The sequence below is a fragment of the Bacillus sp. FJAT-26390 genome, assembly GCF_001682865.1.
Taxonomy (GTDB): Bacteria; Bacillota; Bacilli; order Paenibacillales; family Paenibacillaceae; genus Pristimantibacillus.
Genome location: NZ_MAQX01000001.1, coordinates 1,027,734 through 1,047,460, shown reverse-complemented (window position 1 = coordinate 1,047,460; position 19,727 = coordinate 1,027,734). Strand labels below are relative to the sequence as shown.

Sequence of the window (19,727 nt, the reverse complement as noted above, 5' to 3'; positions counted from 1 at the left end):
AATTATAATTATAATTGAAGAACGATCGTTCGAAAATGTTTTCGATCGATCATTCTTCAATCTTATGTCATTCAAGTCCCGATAGTTCTGCTAACATGGCAGGTTCTGAGATCCATGCTTAGAGATTAATCCAGCACCTTCGTGATGACTTCGATATTACCGCGGGTTGCTCGTGAATATGGGCAAATATCATGTGCTTCCTCGACGACTTGTTTTGCGATACTAGATTCTACACCCTTAATCGAAATGTCCATGTTTACAGACAAGACAAAACCATCGTTTACATCCTTGCCAATCGTAACATGCGACGATATTTTAATGCCTTCAGATTTAATTCTCTTTTTTCTCAGAACAATGCCTATCGCACCTTCGAAGCATGCGGCAAATCCGGCTGCGAATAGCTGCTCAGGATTGGTTCCATATCCGCCAGGTCCTCCCAATTCCACAGGAACTTTTAAATCTATTTCTAGAACACCGTCACTGGAAACCGCTTTACCTGCCCTTCCGCCTTCTACTAATACGGTAGCCGTATACAATTCCTTTTCCATTTTATCCATCTTGGCTGCTCTCCTTTACAATGTAGAACTCTTAGATCCTTCACTCTTGCTATCTTACCCATTAAATATAACAGTTTATGAATGATCGTTCCAAAATAATTACTGAACGAATCGTTCTCGTTTTTAAATGATAGATCTTTCTCTTTGCCGTTATGTTGTTGATGTTGCCATAACCTTCCTATGACCGCTGCTTCCACCTGTTATTACAAATACTTTTCCCTGCGCGGGCTGATTGTTCTAACAACCGTGTCTATGAATACGTCGATACTCAACCGTTTATTATTTGACCACGAATGGCTTTACCGTTTTAATATGCTGAACGTAATCAAGACTGCTTTTCACTAGTCGTTCTTCTGTAACATCGGTAGTGTCGTTTAGTGAAAAGTGTGGAAGATACGAAGCGCTAATAAAATGAGCCAGTGCTTCGATCGGCCGCAAAATTTCTTGCAGAGTAAAGCGATTGAATCCGTTTGCTTGGTACGATTCAGCAGTACCGAAAGTTGAAATAGCGACACCGATTTCTTTACCTGCTGTTTTAGTGCCATCTGGACCAAACGCCCAACCATACTGCAATACGGAGTCAAACCACTTTTTTAGCAATGATGGCGTGCTGTACCAATAAAGTGGAAATTGGAAAATAATGCGGTCGTGTGACTCGATAAGCTGCTGCTCTTTAGAAACATCAATGTTTTCATCCGGATATGATTTGTATAATTCATGAATTGTAATATCATCATGCTTTTGCAATTCCTTTACCCATGATTTATTCCAGCTAGATCCTTCAATGTTAGGATGAGCAACGATGACTAATGTTTTCATTTTCTTAGCTCCATTCTTGATTGTAATAAAATTCAGTAGCAGATGAGAAATTGAAGCAGCTTAATGCAGGTATATAAAAAGCGAATAAAGAAGATCGCCCTTCACTAGGCCTAACCAGATGAGGGCGATGGCTGTATGATGGAACTAAACTTAATCCGTCTGCAAATAATCCTGATAAGCATGTTTATCAAGCGCGGTTTGTGGACTATGGGATGCAATTACCCTCGCGCTGCACGTGCTATGCTTTCCGCAAAAAGTGGCGTTTCGCGTCCGTTGTGATCCTCTACGACTTTTTGCCGATCCTTCGCGACCTGTTCAAACGTTAGTCCCTGACTCTCGATGATTTTCAAAAAATTGTCGGTAGGATGTGATCGAACAGAATTAGTGAATTCTGTCTGATTATCGTTGACAGGCTTTACGCTAAGCTCCCATATGACTTGCATTTGAGTTCTTCCGTTTGTAAGAAAGATGTCAGATGTAGAGACCATCCGGCAAAAATCTTTATTGACGACTTCTCCCACATAATGCTGTACTGCGAGACTCGTGCCGATTGTCTCTACGTTGATAGACATTGGACGACCGTCTTCCGTTTTGGTAGTTCCTACAGCAATATGATCAGGGGGACAGCATCGTTGATATTCAGCATCGGAAAGTGAAAAAATCCACTTCCCAATATCGACTTTCTCCACAGGAACATCGATAACATGATTACAGACTGATTGGGTGAGCGTAAGGTCTTGGCGTATCACGGACATTGAAAAGCCTCCCTCTCTAACTTTTAAGTCTTCGTTATTATAAGGTTACTTAGGCAGGTTTATTCAAGAAAAAATGACAAGTAGCGACCGCATTTCTCAACGTTTTATCATAGATATGCACCTATACAGAAGCTGAGCGCGAAGCAAAAAGCATCGCACTCGTTATTCCATACCAATCGTTATTGGAGTGTGCTATTATTCCAGATTTGCTATGTGTTGCCCTAAGTGAAGCTCGAAATCACCTGATTTGCCAAGACCACGCGCAAAAGCAGTCGACACCTTTTTCTGCGTGTTTGCTGACATCGCTCCTGTAATAAAAACTGTTCGAGATTCCAGTATTTCTTCAGCTTCAGGAACTCCGGTCCGATTAAGAAGTTTCTTCGCATCATTTAGCGTCTGTTTATCAAATGACGATATTCTGCGAGCCAGGTTTTCCACAAAACCGTCTAATTCTGAATCGGGTATAGCTCTGTTAATCCATCCATAACGTTCTGCTGTTGCGGCATCGAAATCATCGGCGCCAAGTACAATTTCAAGTGCCCTAGCACGTCCTGCCAAAAGAGCCAAAGCCTCGTTGGCACCTCCCCCGGGTACAACGCCGATACCAACTTCAGGTTGTCCAAAGATTGCCTTTTCCTTGCTTGCAAACCTCATATCGCAGGCCAACGCAAACTCACTACCAACCCCCCGCGCTCGACCTCGAATTTCTGCAATGGTAACAACCGAGGTTCTATACAGTCGCGCGACGAAATCAATCCAGGCCGGAAGCTCGATTTCCTTTGGTGTTTGTTGTTTTTCGCCGGCTCTCGCCATATCGTAGTGCGCAATGAAATATTCAGGATCGGCGCTATCGAAAACAATGACTTTCAAATCATTGTCTGTCTCGATTTGATCCATGAGTGTTAATAGTTCGAAAATGGTATCAGGATTGAGAAGATTGATAGGCGGATTTTGAAAAGTAATTCGCCAATAAGCAGGTGTTTTTCGATTGACAGTAAATTGTTTGTACGTGTTTTGCATATTCACTTCTCCATCTATTTATAATTTTGTATTCAAGCTTTTTTTCTCGATTTACGTGCTTTTTGCCTCATTGTCTGGCAAGGAATTCGATTGGTGATTCGACAGCAAGTACCGAAACAGTACGAGTAACGAGCAAACACCTACTGCTATCAAGACGGCATATACAAATTCATATGCATGGACAAGTGAAGATTTTTTTTGATAGTCGAGCAGCATGCCGCAAAATGCAACGGAAAACGAACCGCCGAAGAACTGAGTGAGTTGCATAAATCCCATACCGGAACCAATCAAGTTGGATGGCAAAATGCGAGATGTTTCATTGTTTAATGATGATAAGGATGCAGAAGCTGCAGGCGAAAAGAATAGGTACCCGAACAAGAGTACGGCCGGCGATGCGTCGAGAATCGACCAAAATACAATCAAAACCAAGGTTAAAATAACATGTCCTATAATGAGAACCCGAATATTACCGTATCGATCTATCAAGCGCCCGACATAGCGCGTTAAAAAGGCGGATAAAACAGCACCAGGCGCAATCATAAGGCCGATCATCAGCGGCGAATCTCTGAATAGATTCGCAAGTACCAGCGACATGATAAACAAGTTCCCGAGATTAATCATCAAGATACTGAAGCCGACGAAAAGGAGTTTCCGATACATCGGTTCTGCAAAGAGTTTCGGGTTGATAAAAGATTCATTTTTTCGGCGTAGGTGCCAGATATGAACAGCGATCGATATGATTCCGACTGCCAGCCAGAAAAATGATCGCTGCGTGACGGCAGTCAGAATGGCTACAGAGTTGACAACGGTCAGTACGGCACCCAGCATATCAAACCGGAATGGCTTTGGCTGCTCTTTGGGGAGCAGCCGCAGTAAAACAGGAAGAAGTAAAAGCACAAGGCTCGTGAAGCCGAATAGCCCGTTCCAGCCGATAAATTCGGTAATCAGCCCTCCGACGATCGGCCCTAGACCGAATGCCATGGCAGCACCCGCCGAAATCATAGATATCGCTCGGCCTCGTCTCTCATAAGGTATATACCGGCTGGCGATAACAAGACCGAGTCCCGCCGTCACGCCTGCGCCGGCAGACTGTGCAATTCGAGCGAACAATAGCGCTTGAAAACTCGTAGCAAAGATGCCAAAGACAGATGCGAGACCCAATATTACTAGTCCAACCATCAACAGTCTTCGGATCGGCAGTACGTCCGAAAGCCTACTGTAAATCATGGTCGATAAGGCATAGCCAATCGAGTAACTTGAAATAATCCATGAACCAAGTGACGCCGAAACGTCAATATCCCGAATAATGCTCGGAATTGAGACATTAAACATCGTCGTGTTCATTAGCACAATGAACAGTCCGAAGGTCCACACCGGCATTACAACTTTGTCATTCATGTCGAAACACTTCCTTATCTATTCCTACACATTGGTTTGTGAATAAAAGCCAGTTTTTATAGTTTGGCAAGAAGTTCTTCTGTTGTGAGTATTGCATGGGCAAATGTAGGGCCGTTAATTTCATGTGCCGCATGCAACGCCTCTTTTGTAAAAGCCGATGTCGCGTCTTTGACGAGCGTAACATTGTAGCCGAGCTCCATGCCGAATCTCGCGGTCGCTTCGATGCAAGTATTGGCTAACATGCCGACAACGATAATTTTTTGCAGGCCATGCATCTTCAACTGATGATCCAGATCCGTATTCGCGAATCCACTGCTGCCCCAATGTTCTTTAATAATCACATCGCCTTGTTGAGGCTGGAAGTCAGGATGGAATTCCCCGCCCCATGAATCTTTGGCAAAGACCTGACCTTGTTTTGCTTTAAGTTGATAAGGCGTCGGATGCAGCCAAGAATCAAAATCATTTGGCTCAGATCTGTGATGAGGCACATAAAAAACACGAATACCAGCTTTACGAGCAGCTTCAACGGTCTCTTTTAAATGTTTGATCATGTTTACGGATTCCGATACTTCTTTCGTACGAGGATAAAGCTTGCCTTCCTCTGACAAAAAATCATTATACGGATCAACTAATAGAAGTCCTGTCGTTGTTTTATCGTACGCTTTTGTCATGGGTATACTCTCCTTTTGTAGTTAACAATAGTATTTAATTCTTAATGTTTTGCTGAAATTATTTGCTCTGATGCCTTACTTCACATTTCAATAGTGACCTATTCCTTTCATCTACACATGCCCAATCAGCAGTACGCGATCTTCGGCCAATTCACATCATGTTATTTTCCCATGCTCCCCGGATTTCCACATCGGTAGACTTCGCGGCTTGCTCCAGTTCTTCGATTTCCTTAGTTGTCAACTTGACGTTAATGGCAGAAACAGCGCTGGCGATATGCGATGGTTTCGTCACGCCAATAATCGGAACCGTTCCTTTGGCCATAGCCCAGGCAATTGCGATTTCAGCAGGGTTGACATGATACCGTAAGCCGATGTTTCTCATCAGTTCTATCAGATCTTCAAGTTTGACAAGCACATCTTTATGGAAGGCGTCTCCTCTTCGGGTTCCCGCTTTAAAAGGATTCTGAGCATGATACTTACCAGTTAATGCACCTTGTTCCAATACCATATAGGAGAAGAAAATCAAATCATTGGCGTTGCAATACTCAATTATGCCTGCTTCTTCGGAGGAGCGGTAAAGCAGACTGTAATGATTTTGAACGGCTGAGAGACGGAGTCCTTCTTGAGCCAACATGTTAGCCGCGAGCTTAATCTCCTCCAAATTATGATTGGATACGCCTGCGTATTTGACTTTTCCGCTTTTCATCAACGGGATCAATTTGGAAGTCCAGCGCTGAACGTCTTTCGGATTGTGAATCCAATATATATCGACGTGATCCGTTTCAAGCCGCTTTAAGCTTCCGGCGAGGACATCTTCAACAGCATCGTCTGATTGATCGCTTTGGGGCGTGAATTTTGTTGAGATCAGGACATCATCTCTCTCATGAATGAACTTTCCTAGGATTGCTTCCGAAGCGCCCATTCCATAAACCGCGGCTGTGTCCCAAAGATTCAATCCTGCATTTAATGCCGCATCAAATATGGGTTTGAGGTCCTCAGAAAACAGGTCATTCCCAAAAACTGCGTCCCCACCATTAGCACCGGTTCCCCAAGACCAAGTACCAAGGGCAACAGCCGGAATCTGGATGTCTTTTAGCTGAACGGTTTTCATTGCATATCTCTCCTTTTAAGATAAGATCAAAATTTGCACGGACGACGATCATCCGCCACATTAAGGCGCGAACAACAGTTTTCTCTAGCTTCTTATAACATTGCAAGAAGTTCTTCTGTTGTTAGAAGAGCATGAGCAAAAGTAGGGCCATTAATTTCATGCGCCGCATGCATAGCTTCTTTGCTAAAAGCAGCTGTTGCATCTTTAACAAGGGTAACGTGATAACCAAGTTCCATTCCGAAGCGTGCTGTCGCTTCGATGCATGTATTGGCTAACATGCCGATAACAATTATCTTTTGTACGCCATGCATTTTAAGCTGATGGTCCAAATCAGTGTTAGCGAACCCGCTGCTAGACCAGTGCTCTTTAATAACCACATCTTCCTTCTGAGGTTGAAAATCTGGATGGAATTCCCCGCCCCATGAACCTTTAGCAAACACCTGCCTTTGTTTAGTAAGAAGTTGATACGGAGTTGGGTGCAACCAATTTTCGAAATCATCCGGTTCAGATCTGTGATGAGGAACAAAAAAGACTTGAATACCGGCTTTCCGTACAGCGCCAACAATTTCTTTTAAATGTTCGAGCAAATTCACGGAATCAGCTACTTCTTTAGCACGAGAGAAACTCTTGCCTTCCGGTGATAAGAAGTCATTATAAGGGTCAACCAAAAGAAGCCCTGTTGTTGTTTGATTGTATACTTTTGACACGGGTATGCACTCCCTTCAAATCTCACAATTTAATTTGATTAATTGATAATAACCTAAGTGTTTTTGCTTATATTGTGTGCAAATTGACCAGTAACATTCATTTTTAATTAACTACTCGTTTCAAACATCGTTAAAATACCCTCAATTTATTACAGACATATTCACTTCAATAATTTGAAGTAATTTCTCCCTGTCCCTTATCGTTTTAACCATAACGCGTAGTCCAATCAAAGCATTGTTTAAGTATTGAGAAAGCCATTCTGCGTTGAGTACTTTGGAAATTTCGCCCGATTGTTGCCCTTCTATAATAAGGTCACGCATTAACTGTTCCGTATAGTCCCAGAACTGATGGACGCAATCTCTTGCCTCTGAATCATGCTTTGCCAACTCAATCGCGGTATTCACAATGAAGCATCCCAAAGGAGACTCCTCTCCTGGGTATATAGCCCTTTCAAACAACATTCGGATTGCTTCTTTGGCAGAAAGGCCAACCATACGAAGCTTATACGATTGCTCTAAACTTGCACTGTAGTGTTTTAATGCTTTGATATATAAAGATCTTTTATCACCAAAGGTATCATACATGCTCCCTTTATGAATCCCCATATGTGACACTAGCTCCTGCATAGATGTCTTCTCATATCCTTGGTCCCAGAATAAACGCATGCCTTTAAGCAAAACGGCATTTTCATCAAACTCCTTTGTTCTGACCACTCGTATCCCTCCTTTCAAAGAGCACCTTTCATATCTAGAATGATCGGCCGAAAACATTTTTGAACGATCATTCTTAAACTTGTATTGCAAATTTATCACATTAAGAACGGTCGGTCAAGAATAAATTTGAACGATCGTTCTTAAATGAATGTTCCAATGTAATTGGGTCACCTCTTAATACGGAAAAAATCGTACGCTAAGCAGTTTATAACATGATAAACCGCACCCTTTGTCTATATATTCTTATTATTGTACATCGACATGAATATGTACCGATAAAACAAAAAAACGCGATTTATGCGTTATTTAATCGGCTCATGTTCTTGTCTTCCGACATTATATTAGATTATTATTGTCATACACTATATTGATCGATCTTTTAATGATAAAAAAAAGTCAGTTGCCCTTCCCATAATAAAAGAAAAAAACCGCCATAATTTGGCGGGACTAATACATTAATCATCTCTGTCAGTTTTTTCATCAATTGGAACAAGTGTAACAGCTCGAATAATAACGTCAGGTTGCTTTTGTCGAATAATCATGTTGGCTTCAGCTATATTTGCGGCTTTCACATTACGGTAATACACCACGCCATAGTGATCTTGATATTCCACAGTAAATTGTGATTGTTCGTTTTTCATATTTACCACCTATCGTTTATTTTTCAAGCTTTTCTGATGACTTGATCGATGAATAAACTCACAGTTTGGCAGGGCAAATCATTTTCCCTTGGCTAAGCTAAACCAACGCACAAAGGTGGATACATCCGTTTTTACTAACTGCATGGTATCAAATATACCCATTCCAGCTGTTATGGACCCCCAGGGGAGTTGATCTAAATACTTACATCATTGCCTATGCCTGTTGCATCAAAGAATAAAAGCTCCGCTTTAAAGCTATTTCTATTCCACTCGGTACATTTTTTCAAAATAAGCGTACTTATTGTTTCTTAATTCATATATCCTGGGTTGTAATACAACTAAATCATTTGAATCAGGCTCGCCTGTTGCGTGGTTTCTTAGCTCTTTCACGCGTTCAATTACCTGTTGATCAAGCTCCAAGGTTTCCCCCATCTCCTCATCAGCGACGAAGCGAATAGTTATAACCTTGCTCAACTTTTTCCATCGGTTCTCGGTATCTTTGAAACTTAAGGTAACAATTACGCTGGCTTCATCAAAGTCAACTGCGGTTTGAGTGTACAGTTCTAGGAGTATATCATTATCTTGGGACAAATTTATAAAGATACCATTTGTATCACCTTCTTCATAACCATTTAGATTGGACATACGATACAATCCATTTGGTAATTGAATGCTGACTTCCGCTTTTTCGATTGTTGAAAATTCCAGAGGTAAGAGTTGAATCCATAAATGATTCATCCCTTCTTCTTGTTCCATGATTGACTTAGCCAGTCTCAGATTTAGTATCAACTCTTATCCCCCCTTAAAAGCTGAGAAACAGAATCAATGACTTTTTGTTTTAATTCGGCAGAAACCCTAGGACTTAACGTTATTGCGATATCTTCGCTTATGGTGAGCGTCTCGTTTACCAATACCCGATTAGGATCATACAGATGCATCTGCTGACCAATTTTTTCTATTTCTTCTATCGTGAGTGACTTGAGTGTCTCTTGTATTGATGCCAGGGTTTCACCTGTTCTTGTTAAGGTAATGATGGCTCGAAAAAAGTGAATGTGTCTATCTGTGTACACCCTTTTATTACCGATTAGTTCCAATGCCGGTACCATTCCAATTTGTGTGTAGTACCTTATCGTTCTTAAATTCATTCTAGAGTCATCCTGTTGAAGTATCTCCGCGACCTGTTTTGCTGTGTACCCGCTCATGAATCCACTCCAATCAAAATTTTTTACCCATTACAGTTAAGTGTATTGTGTACAGTTTACTGTAACTATATTCGTCAGTCAACAGGATTAAATCATTCAAATAAAAAAACCGCTCAAATTAAGAAGAGCGGTAAATCAACTAACTCTGGCTTGGTTAACTGTATGTTACGCTGTCTGACTCGATCTATGTCGCGATAATCGGCATCCTTGCTATGTTCAAAACCGCGAACAGTGGCCGATTTTTTTGCTTGAAATCTGGAAGAGGAGATGACCGCAAAAATCAAATTTGAACATTTAAAAGGATTGAATTCTATTGTGAGGTCAATATAATCGGGCCATCCGCAGTGATGGCGATCGTATGCTCGTACTGTGCGGAAAGCGAGCCGTCAGCTGTTCTGGCGGTCCATCCGTCGGCATCAATCGTCATTAACGCTTTACCGGCATTTAGCATCGGCTCGATCGTAAATACCATCCCCTCCTTCAAGCGGAACCCTTTGCCCGGACTCCCAACGTGGGGATAATTAGGTTCCTCGTGCATCTCCCTTCCTACGCCATGACCGAGCAGATCGCGCACCACCGAGAATCCGTTTCGCTCGGCATGGGTTTGAACCGCGTGCATCACATCGCCGATCCGGTTTCCGACGACAGCTTTTTCGATGCCAAGATATAAGCTTTCCTTCGTTATCCGCATCAGATTACGGGCTTCTTCCGACACCTCGCCGACCTCATAACACCAAGCTGAATCGCCGATCCAGCCATCCGCTTCCGCGACGATGTCGATTTTGACGATGTCGCCTTCCTTGAGCGGCTCCTGGCTCGGAAAACCATGCGCAATGACGTCGTTGACAGACGCACATGTCGCAAACGGATAGCCGTTGTAGCCTATCGTATAAGCCTTGGCGCCATTCTCCTTCAGGAACCGCACCGCGAACGACTCGATATCGAGCGTCGTGACACCCGGCCGGATCATATCTGCGATTGCTTGATGAAAAGCAGCTACAATTCGGCCGGCTTTTCTCATTTCTTCAATTTCTGCTCTCGATTTCAGAATGACCATTCCATTCATCTCTCCTTTGACTGTATGCCTGAAAAAATCATATCGACGATATCTTCCGCTTCCATCTCGTTCCGCATATTGTGGTGGATGTTCAATGCTGCGCAGCCAACAAGCGATCCAAATATCAGATTAGCTGTTTTTTCCGGTGATTTGGAGCCGATTCCTTCACGAATCATTTCCACAAACGGCAAATAGATCCGTTCCTGAAAATCGGAAAACAGCTTGATGAACCGCTTTCCCGGGAAGTGATGAAAATTATCCGAAACCGTTTTAAGCAAAATAAATACGGAAAGATCCTGGATACACTTCCGCAGGAGCAGCCTGGAGAACGACTCAGCTTTAAGCAAATTGCCGCCGTCCCCCGTCAATGCGGGCATTACAGCCGACTCCGTTCGATTCAAGGCATCCCATAGTAAATCCTCCAAAAGCATGTGCTTGTTTTTGTAGTAATGATACACGGTTCCGTAGCCGAGCTCTGCCTTGACCGCAACATCGCGTATTTCCAATTGAATGCCCTTCTCCAAGTATACTTCCGCAGCCGCTTGCATAATTTGGTGCATCCTCATCTCCCGGATCGCATCATTCTGTTCTTTGGTACGTGGTGACATGGCTCCTCCTTTTTTAGACCTGCTGTAATGTCAATGTAAAATAATATACATCATTTAGAAGTAAGGATCAAGTACTTCGATTCGCCTGTCTTTCGGATAAAGCTTTAGTTTGAAGGAATCTTAGAGGTTCCTCCACTCGCAAATGATGCTATCTACCCTGTTAAAGGGAAAAACACTGATAGTACCCTATCATTCATAGAAGTTAACTTCCACACGAAATAACCAAATTGCTCGATTAATCTTAAGAGGTTTTTAACTCGAAGGAATAGCATTTTGTATCCCATAGGAAGAATACGTTAGAAAAGAAGGTGTAACGGCAATGAATAAATCTGAACGTTTTTGGGACAAAACCGCAAGTCATTATGATCAAATCGAGCGGAAGGATCAAAAGACTTACCTCCAAATCATTCAACTATCGAAAACGCGTTTCACAACTAGCGACGTAACGTTGGAATACGGCTGTGGAACTGGATTAATCGCCAATGAGATTTCCGAAGATGTAAAAGAAATTCATGCCATTGATATATCTTCTAATATGATTACAATTGCCGAATAAAAGGCCAAAGAACGAAACATCGCAAACATAAACTATGCTCATGCGACCATTTTTGATGAAAGGTATAAGAAAGGATCCGCTGTCTGAAACGGCCAGTTGGAGGGCACCTTAACAGGTGCCCTCCACATTAACTAACGCCTAGCATGCTTATATAACCTCTGCTCGCCATAGTTTCTCACCCAAATTAATTCTCTGAACGATCTGCCCCATATAATTTGTTCATATGCTCGCTATGGGTCTCTCCCCAATCGTTCATTGCCTGTAGCACAGTGCTTAAGCCTCTGCCGTAGTCTGAAATGGAGTATTCCACTTTCGGTGGAATTTGGCTATATACCTTGCGATAAACGATGTCGTTATACTCAAGTTCTCTTAATTGTTGAGTGAGCATCTTTTTATTTATGTCCGGTATTGCTCTTTGTAGCTCACTGAATCTCATTATGCCATTCGAAATAAGTTGAAGCAGAATGACAGGCTTCCATTTCCCAACCAATATATCCAATGTCGATTCAAACTTACAATACGATTTCATTGAACCCTCCCATTTCCCTTTGCTTCGTTTAGGTAACTTTTTGTTAACTAGGTTTAATTAAAGTGCCTACTTCATTAAACCTATTACTAAGGTCTATTATACCTATATCAAGTAGCAAATAAGTAGTCAGGAGGTGGCATCATTAATGAATATCGCGTTATGGATCGTTCAAGGTCTCGTAGCACTGGGGTTTGTTTACTCAGGATGGTTGAAGGCATTTCAGCATGAAAAAGCCAAAGCATCTTGGGGATGGGTAAAGGACGTTTCAAAAGTGTTCGTGATCTTTATTGGATTAGTAGAATTGTTGGGGGCACTTGGAATCATTCTGCCTCAAGCGACAAATGTCTTGCCTGTTTTGACCCCGATTGCCGCAATAGGACTTGCCTCAGTCGTTCTCTTCGGCGCCCTCTTTCATGTTAAGCGTAAGGAGTATCGAGAAATCAGCGTGAACTTCGTCTTCTTCGCGTTCGCTGTATTTGTTGCGATCAGTCGTTTTTAGGCCCACGTTGTACAAATTTTTATCGCTTGGTTAGCAAATAAAAGGCTGCACTTTGCTGGTTCAGGAGAAGGTGTGTCCCAAGGTTCACCGAGAAACGCAAAAACCCGTAGGAGAGCCACTCGTCAAGGCGTGCAATTCTACGGGTCCGCGTTCTCTTTCTCCAAAACTCTCCTATATCGTTTTTTGTGCGCTTTGTGTGCCGGCATGGCTGCCAAGCGTCCGGAACGATAGCCGCAATAAGAAGAAACCGAAAAACCCGCAAAGCGTGATGCCAAAACAAATCCGGTACAATACGGACGCTCCGAGATTCTCGAACATCCAACCGCCGAGTACCCCTGCGACGATCCCGGATATGCCTCCCCACGTCAGCCCATAGATGGCTTGCCCGCTAGAGCGGTATTCGCCGGGTACAAGGTGCGAAGTAAGCTGCGTCCCAATATAGTAATAGCCACCGAATGTAATGGAATGCAGCAATTGGATGAATATAACTTGGATAGCCGAGCTCGCGACGGACATCAATAACCAGCGAACCGAGAAGAGTAGACAGATCACAGTCAGCCAGCCCAGCATCGTGCGCGAATTTTTTTTCAAATACCGATCCAGCAATAAAAATACGGGAACTTCCAGAATTGCCGTGGCAAAGGCAGACCAACCGACAACCGTATTCGATCCTCCCAAACCCTTAATGTAAATGCCGAGAAAGGTCATATTAATCGAGTTCGGGATCGATATGAGCACGCCCAAACAGACGAAGATCAGAAAATATTTATTTTGAAACACCTTTAAGTAGCCTTTGTTCGTAAACTTCTCTTTCTGCGCCCTTTCGTTGCCGCTTGGCATCAGGATGGTGAAGAAAATGGCGAATAATAGCATCAAATCGAATATGATCCAGAGCTTGCTGATTCCCAGCCAGCCAATGATTGGACCCGCTATGACCGCAATAAGCGCCCATCCCAGCGAACCCCACGCGCGGAACTCCCCGAACTTACGGTTGGTCCCCTCAATCACGTTAAGGATCAAGCTGTTGCTTTGCGTGAACAGCGGGCTTTGAAACGCGAAATAAAACAGCATAAGACTATAAATCAACGTATAGGACTTCGTCATAAACACAAATTGCATGCAAGTGAAATTGCCGATCAGGCAAATAATTAGAATGCGCTTGTTGTTGCGAAGTCGATCTGCCCAGTACGCCCAGAATGGATTAGCCACTAGCCCTATGAGCGGACCCCCGGCTACCAGAAGCCCGATCTGCACATTGGTAAACCCGATATCCTTCAGATATAGCGCGAAGAACGTGCTATAAATAGCAAGGGCCCCATAGAGCACAAAGTTGAAAACCTTCAGCATTCCAAGCATATTCCGGCTAATCTTATGATCCGACATGATCCCTTCATCCCTTACAATTCGACATTGGTTGACGCTGAATGCGCAATGATCTCTTCGACTGTCACTTCATGTCCCAGTTGGTCGGATAGGTACACGCCTTCACTGATCAGCATGGTCTGCAAAGCAATCTCCGCAGTCGGCAAGAGAGGCACTCTTCCCTGCAGGGCCGCAATCCAATGTTGCTGCGAGGAGCTGTAGGCATCATAGTCAGCCTTGAGCCTGCCCCAACGAAGCTCCATGTCGTCCAGATTCACAGTGCTGTCCAAATCCATGTCCGCCACGGTGGTATGGAAGCTGAGAGCGCTCGTTTGGGAGATGGAAGAATACGAAGGGAGCCGAATCCCGCCTTTGCTGCCCATAAGACTGGAGCCTTCGAAGCCTCCCATATGGACCGACCATGCCTCAATGAGATCAAGCGTCACTCCGCCGTCGAATCGGACAAACCCAAGCCCTAGCTCTTCGACGTCGAACTGTGATTCCATCCTTCTCGCTTCATCCATATCCATCTCTTGATAGACCTTGCCGGATACGCTCTTCACCTTCGGGAGATCCAGAAGATATAACATCTGGGCAATGTGGTAAACGCCCATATCGAGCAAGGCGCCCCCTGCGGCGGTTTCCTTCCGGTTGAAGAACTTGGTACCGTAGCCATCCACGAACGGACGTCCCCTGCGGCGGAAACCCGTCGATCTGGCATGATACAGCTTTCCTAAGCTTCCTTCGTCGATTAACGCTTTAGCCGCTTTCGTCTCTTTCTTATACAGCGTATTCAGTTGGACATGAAGCATCATGTTGCAAGCCTTGGCCGTCTCCAGCATAGTATTCCCATCATAATAAGTCCCTGCGATCGGCTTCTCGCAATATACATGCTTGCCTGCTTGGAGGGCTTCATTGGTGACCGGGGCATGGAAGTTGTTATGCAGGCAGACATCGATCGCATCAATGTCGTCCCGATTAAGCATCTCCCGAAAGTCCGTGTATACCTCCTTGATTTGAAATTGATCGGCTGCTTTTCGAGCCGCCTGCTCATTAATATCACATACCGCGATAACCTCAGCATCCTCGATCGCAGCATAGTTTTTCAAATGCGTAATACCGATCAGTCCTACACCGACAATACCAATTCGAATTTTACTCATATGGATTCGCTCCTTCGACTAGCAGATATTTTTGACGAATTATTTTCTCCCGTTAGTTACCTTCGACAATATTTTTTTCATTGAGCCAACCGCCCACTCGACCTCTACATATTGATTGCTTGGCGCATTATGCTCAATTGCCCAATAGTCATTAAATCCGCTGTCATGCAGCATTTTTGCAATTTGGATAGCATGATCTTCTTCAGCCAGCGTCTTGCCTCCAAAATGGACGTGGCATGCCCATGGCGCAATAATCGAATCTCCAAGCTCAGGATCGACCTTCCAACGATCTACGTGCAGCAGAATGCCGAAGTTAGGATGGTCAACTGCCTCAGCGATCTGTTTCAGAAAATGAGGATTAAGCGATGGTCCCATATGGTTCTCTGGACCAACCTTGCTGCCGAAGTCAGCCGCAATCCGGCTATATTCTTGATATCTTTGTACAATATGTTCAAATTGCTCTTGACTCATCTTGAAGAAATCGCCGTTCGGATCGTTCGAATACGAGCCGCCTGTATCGATTCGCACCGTTTGGGCACCTAGTATTTCTGCTGCGCGCAAATGCTTTAACGCATTTTGGTATTGTAGCTCACGCATATCTTTGTCCAGGTCCCATAATGAAGCGGTATCAATTGCAAAGTTAACGACTGTCATTTCTTTCTCATCCAAGGCTTCGCGAATTTTGCGAAGATAATCATCATCTGCCAGTTCCCACACCGGCTTGCTTTTGTCCACAAAGAAACCGTTATATAGATCAACCGTATTCAGCCCGTAACGATATTTTACCGATTCCAAATAGCCGAAAATGTCCATTTTCCCTTCTACAAATGTGTTTTGAAACGAATAGCCTCCAATAGATATTTTCATTCTGTTCATCTCCTCATTTATTGTTTTTTTCTGCCCATTCATTCAATTGCTTTTGCTTCTCTGCAATAACCTTATCAATGCCTGCTGCACGAAGCGCGGCGTTGAACTTAGGTAGATTGACTTCCGGATCAAGAGCTCCATTCTCTAGGCCGCTTTGGAATTGGCGAACAACGTTTGTGATCGCTGCCAATTCAGTTTTTACCGGCGATGGGTTGTAGGAGAAGCCCAAGGCTGCAGACTTTGTGGACTCTCGATTATATTGATCCATTTCTTCCCATAGATTAGGATTATCGGTTACCCAAGTATGAGATAAGAGCTGGTTACCATACATCCATCCTTGCCGCATGTTGAACCCGCTGTTTGTCGCGTCGACGCCAGGTGGGAAATCAATTGATTTCTCGCCAACCTTCACATAGTGCTTGCCCTCAATCCCCCAGTCAAGCAGGTTGATTAAATCTCGATCCGAATTCAGCAGATTCAAAAACATCATGGCCCGCTCTGGATTTTTGGAATTGGTAGGAATTCCGAGCATAATAGCTGTAATATTTGTTGTACTTGTCATCTGCTTGCCTAGATTGATCAGCTCAAGCTTCGTATTTACACGTTGCTCCGTCTGCGCAAGCGCACCCGGCTTGCCTTTTTGAATGACTCCAAAACCAATATTCGCCTTTATTAAATCGACTGCTGTTTCTTTGCTCGTCGCCGCATCCTTGCTAATATAACCTGCCTCATACCAGCGTCTAACGGTTTTTATCAGCTTTTCGTACTCTGGCGTCTCAAATAAATTGACAACCTTAAGACCGTCTATTTTTTCCAACACGCCAATGTAGTCCCCAAGTACGTCCCAGTTCGTTTCCAGCACACGATTAATAATAGGAGCGGCGGCGCCTGGCTTGCCAAGCGGTGTAATCGTAGGTTCATTCTTTTTAATGGTTTCAAGAAACGGATCCAAATCGTCCAGCGTCTTTATCGTGCTTGCATCAAGATTATATTTATCCAGCAGATCCTTGCGCATCATAACGTTGGCATTGGCTGCAAAGTCTCTAATGCTTGGAATGGCATAGATTTGGCCGTCAACCTTTGTCGCTTCCAATATTTCTGGCTGCAAGACTTTAAGGATGTCTTGACCATGGGACTTAAGCAGCTCGTCAAGCGGCAGCAATTGTTTTTGCGCTACCTGTCTTGAAAATGCCGTGTTTCCCGTCACGATTAAATCGACTTGTTCATTTCCCGTGAGCATAAGAATGGTTTGCTGATCCCATGCTGCCGGTTCAATTCTTTCCAGCTTTACTGTCGCATTGATTTTTTCGAGCGTAATTTTGCTCATCTCTTGTTCTACTAATTCCAAATCCTTCTGAGCTGGTCCATAGAATACTAGCTTGACCTCATAAGGCGCCAGCTTCCCTTCACCGCTGTCAGTCGCTTCCTCTTCTCCGACGACTGGAGCGGCTGGGTTCGATTCTTTGCCGCAGCCTGCCAGCAGTGTGGTCAACATTGTCATGATCAATAACAGGATGCTTACTCTATTACGCATACAAGACCCTCCCATTTTAAAAGTATGCTAGCTGTTTTAGAACTGAGAATAGCTTTACCCTTTGACTGCACCAACGGTAAGTCCTTTTGCAAAATACTTTTGAAAGAATGGGTAGGTCACTAGGATCGGGATAACGCCGATTGCGGCAATCGCCATATTCAAGCCATTGTTGGGAATGCCTTCTGCTGGCCCCAAATCATCAACAAAATGAATGTTGCTGGCCAAGTATTGCGCATTCAATAGAATCGTATTGAGCAATACTTGTATGCTATAGAGCTTGCTGTCCGTAATGTAAATGAGCCCGTTAAACCAGTCATTCCAGTAATGTATTAATTGGAATAGGCTGACCGCACCCAATACCGGGGTAGACAACGGCAGAACGATTCGAGCGAAGATTTTCATTTCGCTTGCACCATCCATATAAGCTGACTCGATAACCTCGCTCGGAATATTCATTGTAAAGAAAGTGCGAATCAAAATCACAAAGAATGCGCTTACAAGCAATCCGGGAATAAGCAGTGCAAATAGCGAATTTTTAATCTGGAATATATTCGTATACATGAGGTAGGTAGGAACAAGTCCTCCATTAAACAGCATGGTAAAAAAGATAAAGAAAGAAATCGTGTTCCGCAGCGGCATATCCCTTCTAGAGATCGGATAAGCGAGTAACGTCATAATGATCAAGCTTACAACCGTCCCAATGACGGTGACGACAATCGATATGCCGTATGCCCGAATCAGCATAGTCGGTTCCTTGAACAAATACTTGTAGCTCTCCAGACTGAATTCTGACGGGAACAACGAGTAGCCGTTCTGGATAATCGAATTCTCGCTCGACATAGATGATGCAACAAGCAGAATGAAAGGGATAAGGCAAAGAGAAGAGATTACGATAAAGACACTGTTAATCATCCACTGTTCCGTTTTACTAGTCATCCTTTCATCTCACTCCTTTTTTAGAACAGTGAATTGTTCGGGTTAATCTTCTTAACTACATAGTTAGAAATGAGAATGATGATAAATCCAACAATGGACTGATATAGCCCTGCCGCTGATGACATGCCGATGTCTCCGTTTTTGAGCAGTGCCCGGTAGACATAGGTGTCGATAACATTGGTTGTTGGCATTAAGACACCTGAATCAAGCGGAACCTGGTAGAACAGACCAAAGTCAGAATAAAAAATACGTCCAATTTGAAGTAATGTCATAATAATGATAACTGGAGTAATAAGCGGGATTGTAATCTTTAAAATTTGCTGCAGCTTATTGGCGCCATCGAGCGTCGCTGCCTCATAGTACTCCTGGTCAATACCGACTACAGCCGCGAAGTAAACGATGCTCAAGTATCCTGATGTACTCCATATTTTGACGAAGGTTAAAATGTAGGGCCAATACTTGGGATCGTTGTACCACATAATTCCGTCCTGTCCCAAGAGCGGAAGGATCGTATTGTTAATAAGTCCCGTTTCCATACTGAGAAACGAATATACGAGATAACCAATAATAACCGATGACATTAAATACGGAAGCAAGATGACACTTTGATAAAACCGGGGTAAGAAACGATTTTTCAATTCATTCAATAAAACTGCCAATGCTACAGCAACAACAAGATTAAGGACAATAAACACCATGTTGTACAAAATTGTGTTTCTCGTAATAATGTAAGCGTCTTCTGTTTTGAACAAATACTCAAAGTTTTTGAGCCCAACCCAATCGCTTTCCATAATGCCCTTAGCGAAGTTAACATCCTTGAAAGCGATAATTACTCCGAGCATAGGGGCGTAATTATTAATAAGCAAATAGACGACACCCGGGATCAGCATAAGATAAAGCATTTTGTATTTCTTCATTTTCTTCATGTTCATTCCGCTTAACCATGATGTCATTGTAGCCCTCCTTCCCGCAATGTAATGGTGGTTCCTTGATTACATTGTAGCTTGGAGCGCTTCTGTCG

24 protein-coding genes are annotated in these 19,727 nt (G+C 43.5%); 2 read left to right on the top strand and 22 right to left on the bottom strand.

The annotated features are described in order from the left end of the window. Positions 1-125: 125 nt before the first annotated feature. From A7975_RS04975 to A7975_RS04910, 15 genes are all read right to left on the bottom strand, one after another. Positions 126-548, bottom strand: coding sequence for an organic hydroperoxide resistance protein (locus tag A7975_RS04975; RefSeq protein ID WP_483295904.1), 423 nt, complete (start codon positions 546-548; stop codon positions 126-128). A 288-nt stretch (positions 549-836) separates the two neighbouring features. Continuing rightward, complete coding sequence (locus A7975_RS04970; protein ID WP_065384353.1) at positions 837-1,376, bottom strand: NAD(P)H-dependent oxidoreductase; 540 nt, start codon at positions 1,374-1,376, stop codon at positions 837-839. A 218-nt stretch (positions 1,377-1,594) separates the two neighbouring features. Continuing rightward, positions 1,595-2,131, bottom strand: a complete 537-nt coding sequence (locus A7975_RS04965; RefSeq protein WP_065384352.1) for a hypothetical protein — start codon at positions 2,129-2,131, stop codon at positions 1,595-1,597. Positions 2,132-2,326: 195 nt separating this feature from the next. After that, entirely contained in the window at positions 2,327-3,151 is an 825-nt protein-coding gene (locus tag A7975_RS04960; protein ID WP_065384351.1) for an enoyl-CoA hydratase/isomerase family protein, read from the bottom strand. 51 nt (positions 3,152-3,202) lie between these two features. Next, positions 3,203-4,549 carry an MFS transporter gene (locus A7975_RS04955; RefSeq protein ID WP_065384350.1) on the bottom strand — a complete coding sequence of 449 codons (1,347 nt, stop codon included), beginning with the start codon at positions 4,547-4,549 and terminating at the stop codon, positions 3,203-3,205. Positions 4,550-4,605: 56 nt separating this feature from the next. Next, on the bottom strand, positions 4,606-5,220 hold the full coding sequence (locus tag A7975_RS04950) for a cysteine hydrolase family protein (protein WP_065384349.1): 615 nt from the start codon (positions 5,218-5,220) through the stop codon (positions 4,606-4,608). Between the two features lie 151 nt (positions 5,221-5,371). Continuing rightward, positions 5,372-6,331 carry an aldo/keto reductase gene (locus A7975_RS04945; protein WP_065384348.1) on the bottom strand — a complete coding sequence of 320 codons (960 nt, stop codon included), beginning with the start codon at positions 6,329-6,331 and terminating at the stop codon, positions 5,372-5,374. Positions 6,332-6,423: 92 nt separating this feature from the next. Continuing rightward, a complete protein-coding gene (locus tag A7975_RS04940; protein WP_141680201.1) occupies positions 6,424-7,038 on the bottom strand; it encodes a cysteine hydrolase family protein in 615 nt (204 codons plus the stop codon). Between the two features lie 141 nt (positions 7,039-7,179). Next, a complete protein-coding gene (locus A7975_RS04935; protein WP_065384347.1) occupies positions 7,180-7,752 on the bottom strand; it encodes a TetR/AcrR family transcriptional regulator in 573 nt (190 codons plus the stop codon). Between the two features lie 455 nt (positions 7,753-8,207). Next, complete coding sequence (locus A7975_RS04930) at positions 8,208-8,393, bottom strand: hypothetical protein (RefSeq protein WP_065384346.1); 186 nt, start codon at positions 8,391-8,393, stop codon at positions 8,208-8,210. 78 nt (positions 8,394-8,471) lie between these two features. Beyond that, on the bottom strand, positions 8,472-8,555 hold the full coding sequence (locus A7975_RS34680) for a hypothetical protein (RefSeq protein ID WP_255314212.1): 84 nt from the start codon (positions 8,553-8,555) through the stop codon (positions 8,472-8,474). Between the two features lie 99 nt (positions 8,556-8,654). After that, positions 8,655-9,182: a hypothetical protein gene (locus A7975_RS04925; protein ID WP_065384345.1), complete on the bottom strand. Its 528-nt coding sequence runs from the start codon at positions 9,180-9,182 to the stop codon at positions 8,655-8,657. Next, entirely contained in the window at positions 9,179-9,595 is a 417-nt protein-coding gene (locus tag A7975_RS04920) for a MerR family transcriptional regulator (RefSeq protein WP_065384344.1), read from the bottom strand. Before A7975_RS04920 ends, A7975_RS04925 begins: the two co-directional genes overlap by 4 nt. 310 nt (positions 9,596-9,905) lie before the next feature. Beyond that, positions 9,906-10,652 (bottom strand): type I methionyl aminopeptidase, encoded by a 747-nt coding sequence (gene map / locus A7975_RS04915; RefSeq protein ID WP_065384343.1) that lies wholly within the window; start codon positions 10,650-10,652, stop codon positions 9,906-9,908. A 5-nt stretch (positions 10,653-10,657) separates the two neighbouring features. Next, complete coding sequence (locus tag A7975_RS04910; RefSeq protein WP_065384342.1) at positions 10,658-11,260, bottom strand: TetR/AcrR family transcriptional regulator; 603 nt, start codon at positions 11,258-11,260, stop codon at positions 10,658-10,660. Between the two features lie 319 nt (positions 11,261-11,579). Between A7975_RS04910 and A7975_RS04905 the strand changes: the two genes are divergently transcribed. Then, on the top strand, positions 11,580-11,816 hold the full coding sequence (locus A7975_RS04905; RefSeq protein ID WP_065384341.1) for a methyltransferase domain-containing protein: 237 nt from the start codon (positions 11,580-11,582) through the stop codon (positions 11,814-11,816). Positions 11,817-12,000: 184 nt separating this feature from the next. Here the strand turns inward: A7975_RS04905 and A7975_RS04900 are convergent, their stop codons facing one another. Further along, positions 12,001-12,345, bottom strand: a complete 345-nt coding sequence (locus A7975_RS04900; RefSeq protein WP_065384340.1) for a winged helix-turn-helix transcriptional regulator — start codon at positions 12,343-12,345, stop codon at positions 12,001-12,003. 145 nt (positions 12,346-12,490) lie between these two features. On the opposite strand from A7975_RS04900, the gene A7975_RS04895 reads away from it, so the two are divergent. Then, positions 12,491-12,844: a DoxX family protein gene (locus A7975_RS04895; RefSeq protein WP_065384339.1), complete on the top strand. Its 354-nt coding sequence runs from the start codon at positions 12,491-12,493 to the stop codon at positions 12,842-12,844. Between the two features lie 171 nt (positions 12,845-13,015). Here A7975_RS04895 and A7975_RS04890 read toward each other — a convergent pair whose 3' ends face one another. Genes A7975_RS04890 through A7975_RS04865 form a run of 6 tightly spaced genes read right to left on the bottom strand, consistent with a single transcriptional unit; the run spans position 13,016 to position 19,659 of the window. Next, positions 13,016-14,227, bottom strand: a complete 1,212-nt coding sequence (locus A7975_RS04890; protein WP_082197969.1) for an MFS transporter — start codon at positions 14,225-14,227, stop codon at positions 13,016-13,018. A gap of 14 nt (positions 14,228-14,241) precedes the next feature. After that, positions 14,242-15,369: a Gfo/Idh/MocA family protein gene (locus tag A7975_RS04885; protein ID WP_065384338.1), complete on the bottom strand. Its 1,128-nt coding sequence runs from the start codon at positions 15,367-15,369 to the stop codon at positions 14,242-14,244. Between the two features lie 39 nt (positions 15,370-15,408). Beyond that, the gene (locus A7975_RS04880; protein ID WP_065384337.1) at positions 15,409-16,236 is read right to left on the bottom strand and encodes a sugar phosphate isomerase/epimerase family protein; all 828 of its coding nucleotides are present in this window, start codon (positions 16,234-16,236) and stop codon (positions 15,409-15,411) included. 13 nt (positions 16,237-16,249) lie between these two features. After that, positions 16,250-17,770 carry an ABC transporter substrate-binding protein gene (locus A7975_RS04875; protein ID WP_065384336.1) on the bottom strand — a complete coding sequence of 507 codons (1,521 nt, stop codon included), beginning with the start codon at positions 17,768-17,770 and terminating at the stop codon, positions 16,250-16,252. 54 nt (positions 17,771-17,824) lie between these two features. Further along, positions 17,825-18,706, bottom strand: coding sequence for a carbohydrate ABC transporter permease (locus A7975_RS04870; protein ID WP_065384335.1), 882 nt, complete (start codon positions 18,704-18,706; stop codon positions 17,825-17,827). Between the two features lie 20 nt (positions 18,707-18,726). After that, the gene (locus A7975_RS04865; RefSeq protein ID WP_065384334.1) at positions 18,727-19,659 is read right to left on the bottom strand and encodes an ABC transporter permease; all 933 of its coding nucleotides are present in this window, start codon (positions 19,657-19,659) and stop codon (positions 18,727-18,729) included. Positions 19,660-19,727 lie beyond the last annotated feature (68 nt).

Excerpts from the sequence above, each read along its gene's own strand:
- A7975_RS04890 (WP_082197969.1), bottom strand. The coding sequence starts at position 14,227 with ATGTCGGATCATAAGATTAGCCGGAATATGCTTGGAATGCTGAAGGTT.
- A7975_RS04905 (WP_065384341.1), top strand. The coding sequence starts at position 11,580 with ATGAATAAATCTGAACGTTTTTGGGACAAAACCGCAAGTCATTATGAT.
- A7975_RS04975 (WP_483295904.1), bottom strand. The coding sequence starts at position 548 with ATGGAAAAGGAATTGTATACGGCTACCGTATTAGTAGAAGGCGGAAGG.
- A7975_RS04870 (WP_065384335.1), bottom strand. The coding sequence starts at position 18,706 with ATGACTAGTAAAACGGAACAGTGGATGATTAACAGTGTCTTTATCGTA.
- A7975_RS04895 (WP_065384339.1), top strand. The coding sequence starts at position 12,491 with ATGAATATCGCGTTATGGATCGTTCAAGGTCTCGTAGCACTGGGGTTT.
- A7975_RS04930 (WP_065384346.1), bottom strand. The coding sequence starts at position 8,393 with ATGAAAAACGAACAATCACAATTTACTGTGGAATATCAAGATCACTAT.
- A7975_RS04910 (WP_065384342.1), bottom strand. The coding sequence starts at position 11,260 with ATGTCACCACGTACCAAAGAACAGAATGATGCGATCCGGGAGATGAGG.
- A7975_RS04875 (WP_065384336.1), bottom strand. The coding sequence starts at position 17,770 with ATGCGTAATAGAGTAAGCATCCTGTTATTGATCATGACAATGTTGACC.
- A7975_RS04880 (WP_065384337.1), bottom strand. The coding sequence starts at position 16,236 with ATGAAAATATCTATTGGAGGCTATTCGTTTCAAAACACATTTGTAGAA.
- A7975_RS04900 (WP_065384340.1), bottom strand. The coding sequence starts at position 12,345 with ATGAAATCGTATTGTAAGTTTGAATCGACATTGGATATATTGGTTGGG.
- A7975_RS04955 (WP_065384350.1), bottom strand. The coding sequence starts at position 4,549 with ATGAATGACAAAGTTGTAATGCCGGTGTGGACCTTCGGACTGTTCATT.
- A7975_RS34680 (WP_255314212.1), bottom strand. The coding sequence starts at position 8,555 with ATGGGTATATTTGATACCATGCAGTTAGTAAAAACGGATGTATCCACC.
- A7975_RS04965 (WP_065384352.1), bottom strand. The coding sequence starts at position 2,131 with ATGTCCGTGATACGCCAAGACCTTACGCTCACCCAATCAGTCTGTAAT.
- A7975_RS04970 (WP_065384353.1), bottom strand. The coding sequence starts at position 1,376 with ATGAAAACATTAGTCATCGTTGCTCATCCTAACATTGAAGGATCTAGC.
- A7975_RS04945 (WP_065384348.1), bottom strand. The coding sequence starts at position 6,331 with ATGAAAACCGTTCAGCTAAAAGACATCCAGATTCCGGCTGTTGCCCTT.
- A7975_RS04885 (WP_065384338.1), bottom strand. The coding sequence starts at position 15,369 with ATGAGTAAAATTCGAATTGGTATTGTCGGTGTAGGACTGATCGGTATT.
- map (WP_065384343.1), bottom strand. The coding sequence starts at position 10,652 with ATGGTCATTCTGAAATCGAGAGCAGAAATTGAAGAAATGAGAAAAGCC.
- A7975_RS04865 (WP_065384334.1), bottom strand. The coding sequence starts at position 19,659 with ATGACATCATGGTTAAGCGGAATGAACATGAAGAAAATGAAGAAATAC.
- A7975_RS04920 (WP_065384344.1), bottom strand. The coding sequence starts at position 9,595 with ATGAGCGGGTACACAGCAAAACAGGTCGCGGAGATACTTCAACAGGAT.
- A7975_RS04960 (WP_065384351.1), bottom strand. The coding sequence starts at position 3,151 with ATGCAAAACACGTACAAACAATTTACTGTCAATCGAAAAACACCTGCT.
- A7975_RS04950 (WP_065384349.1), bottom strand. The coding sequence starts at position 5,220 with ATGACAAAAGCGTACGATAAAACAACGACAGGACTTCTATTAGTTGAT.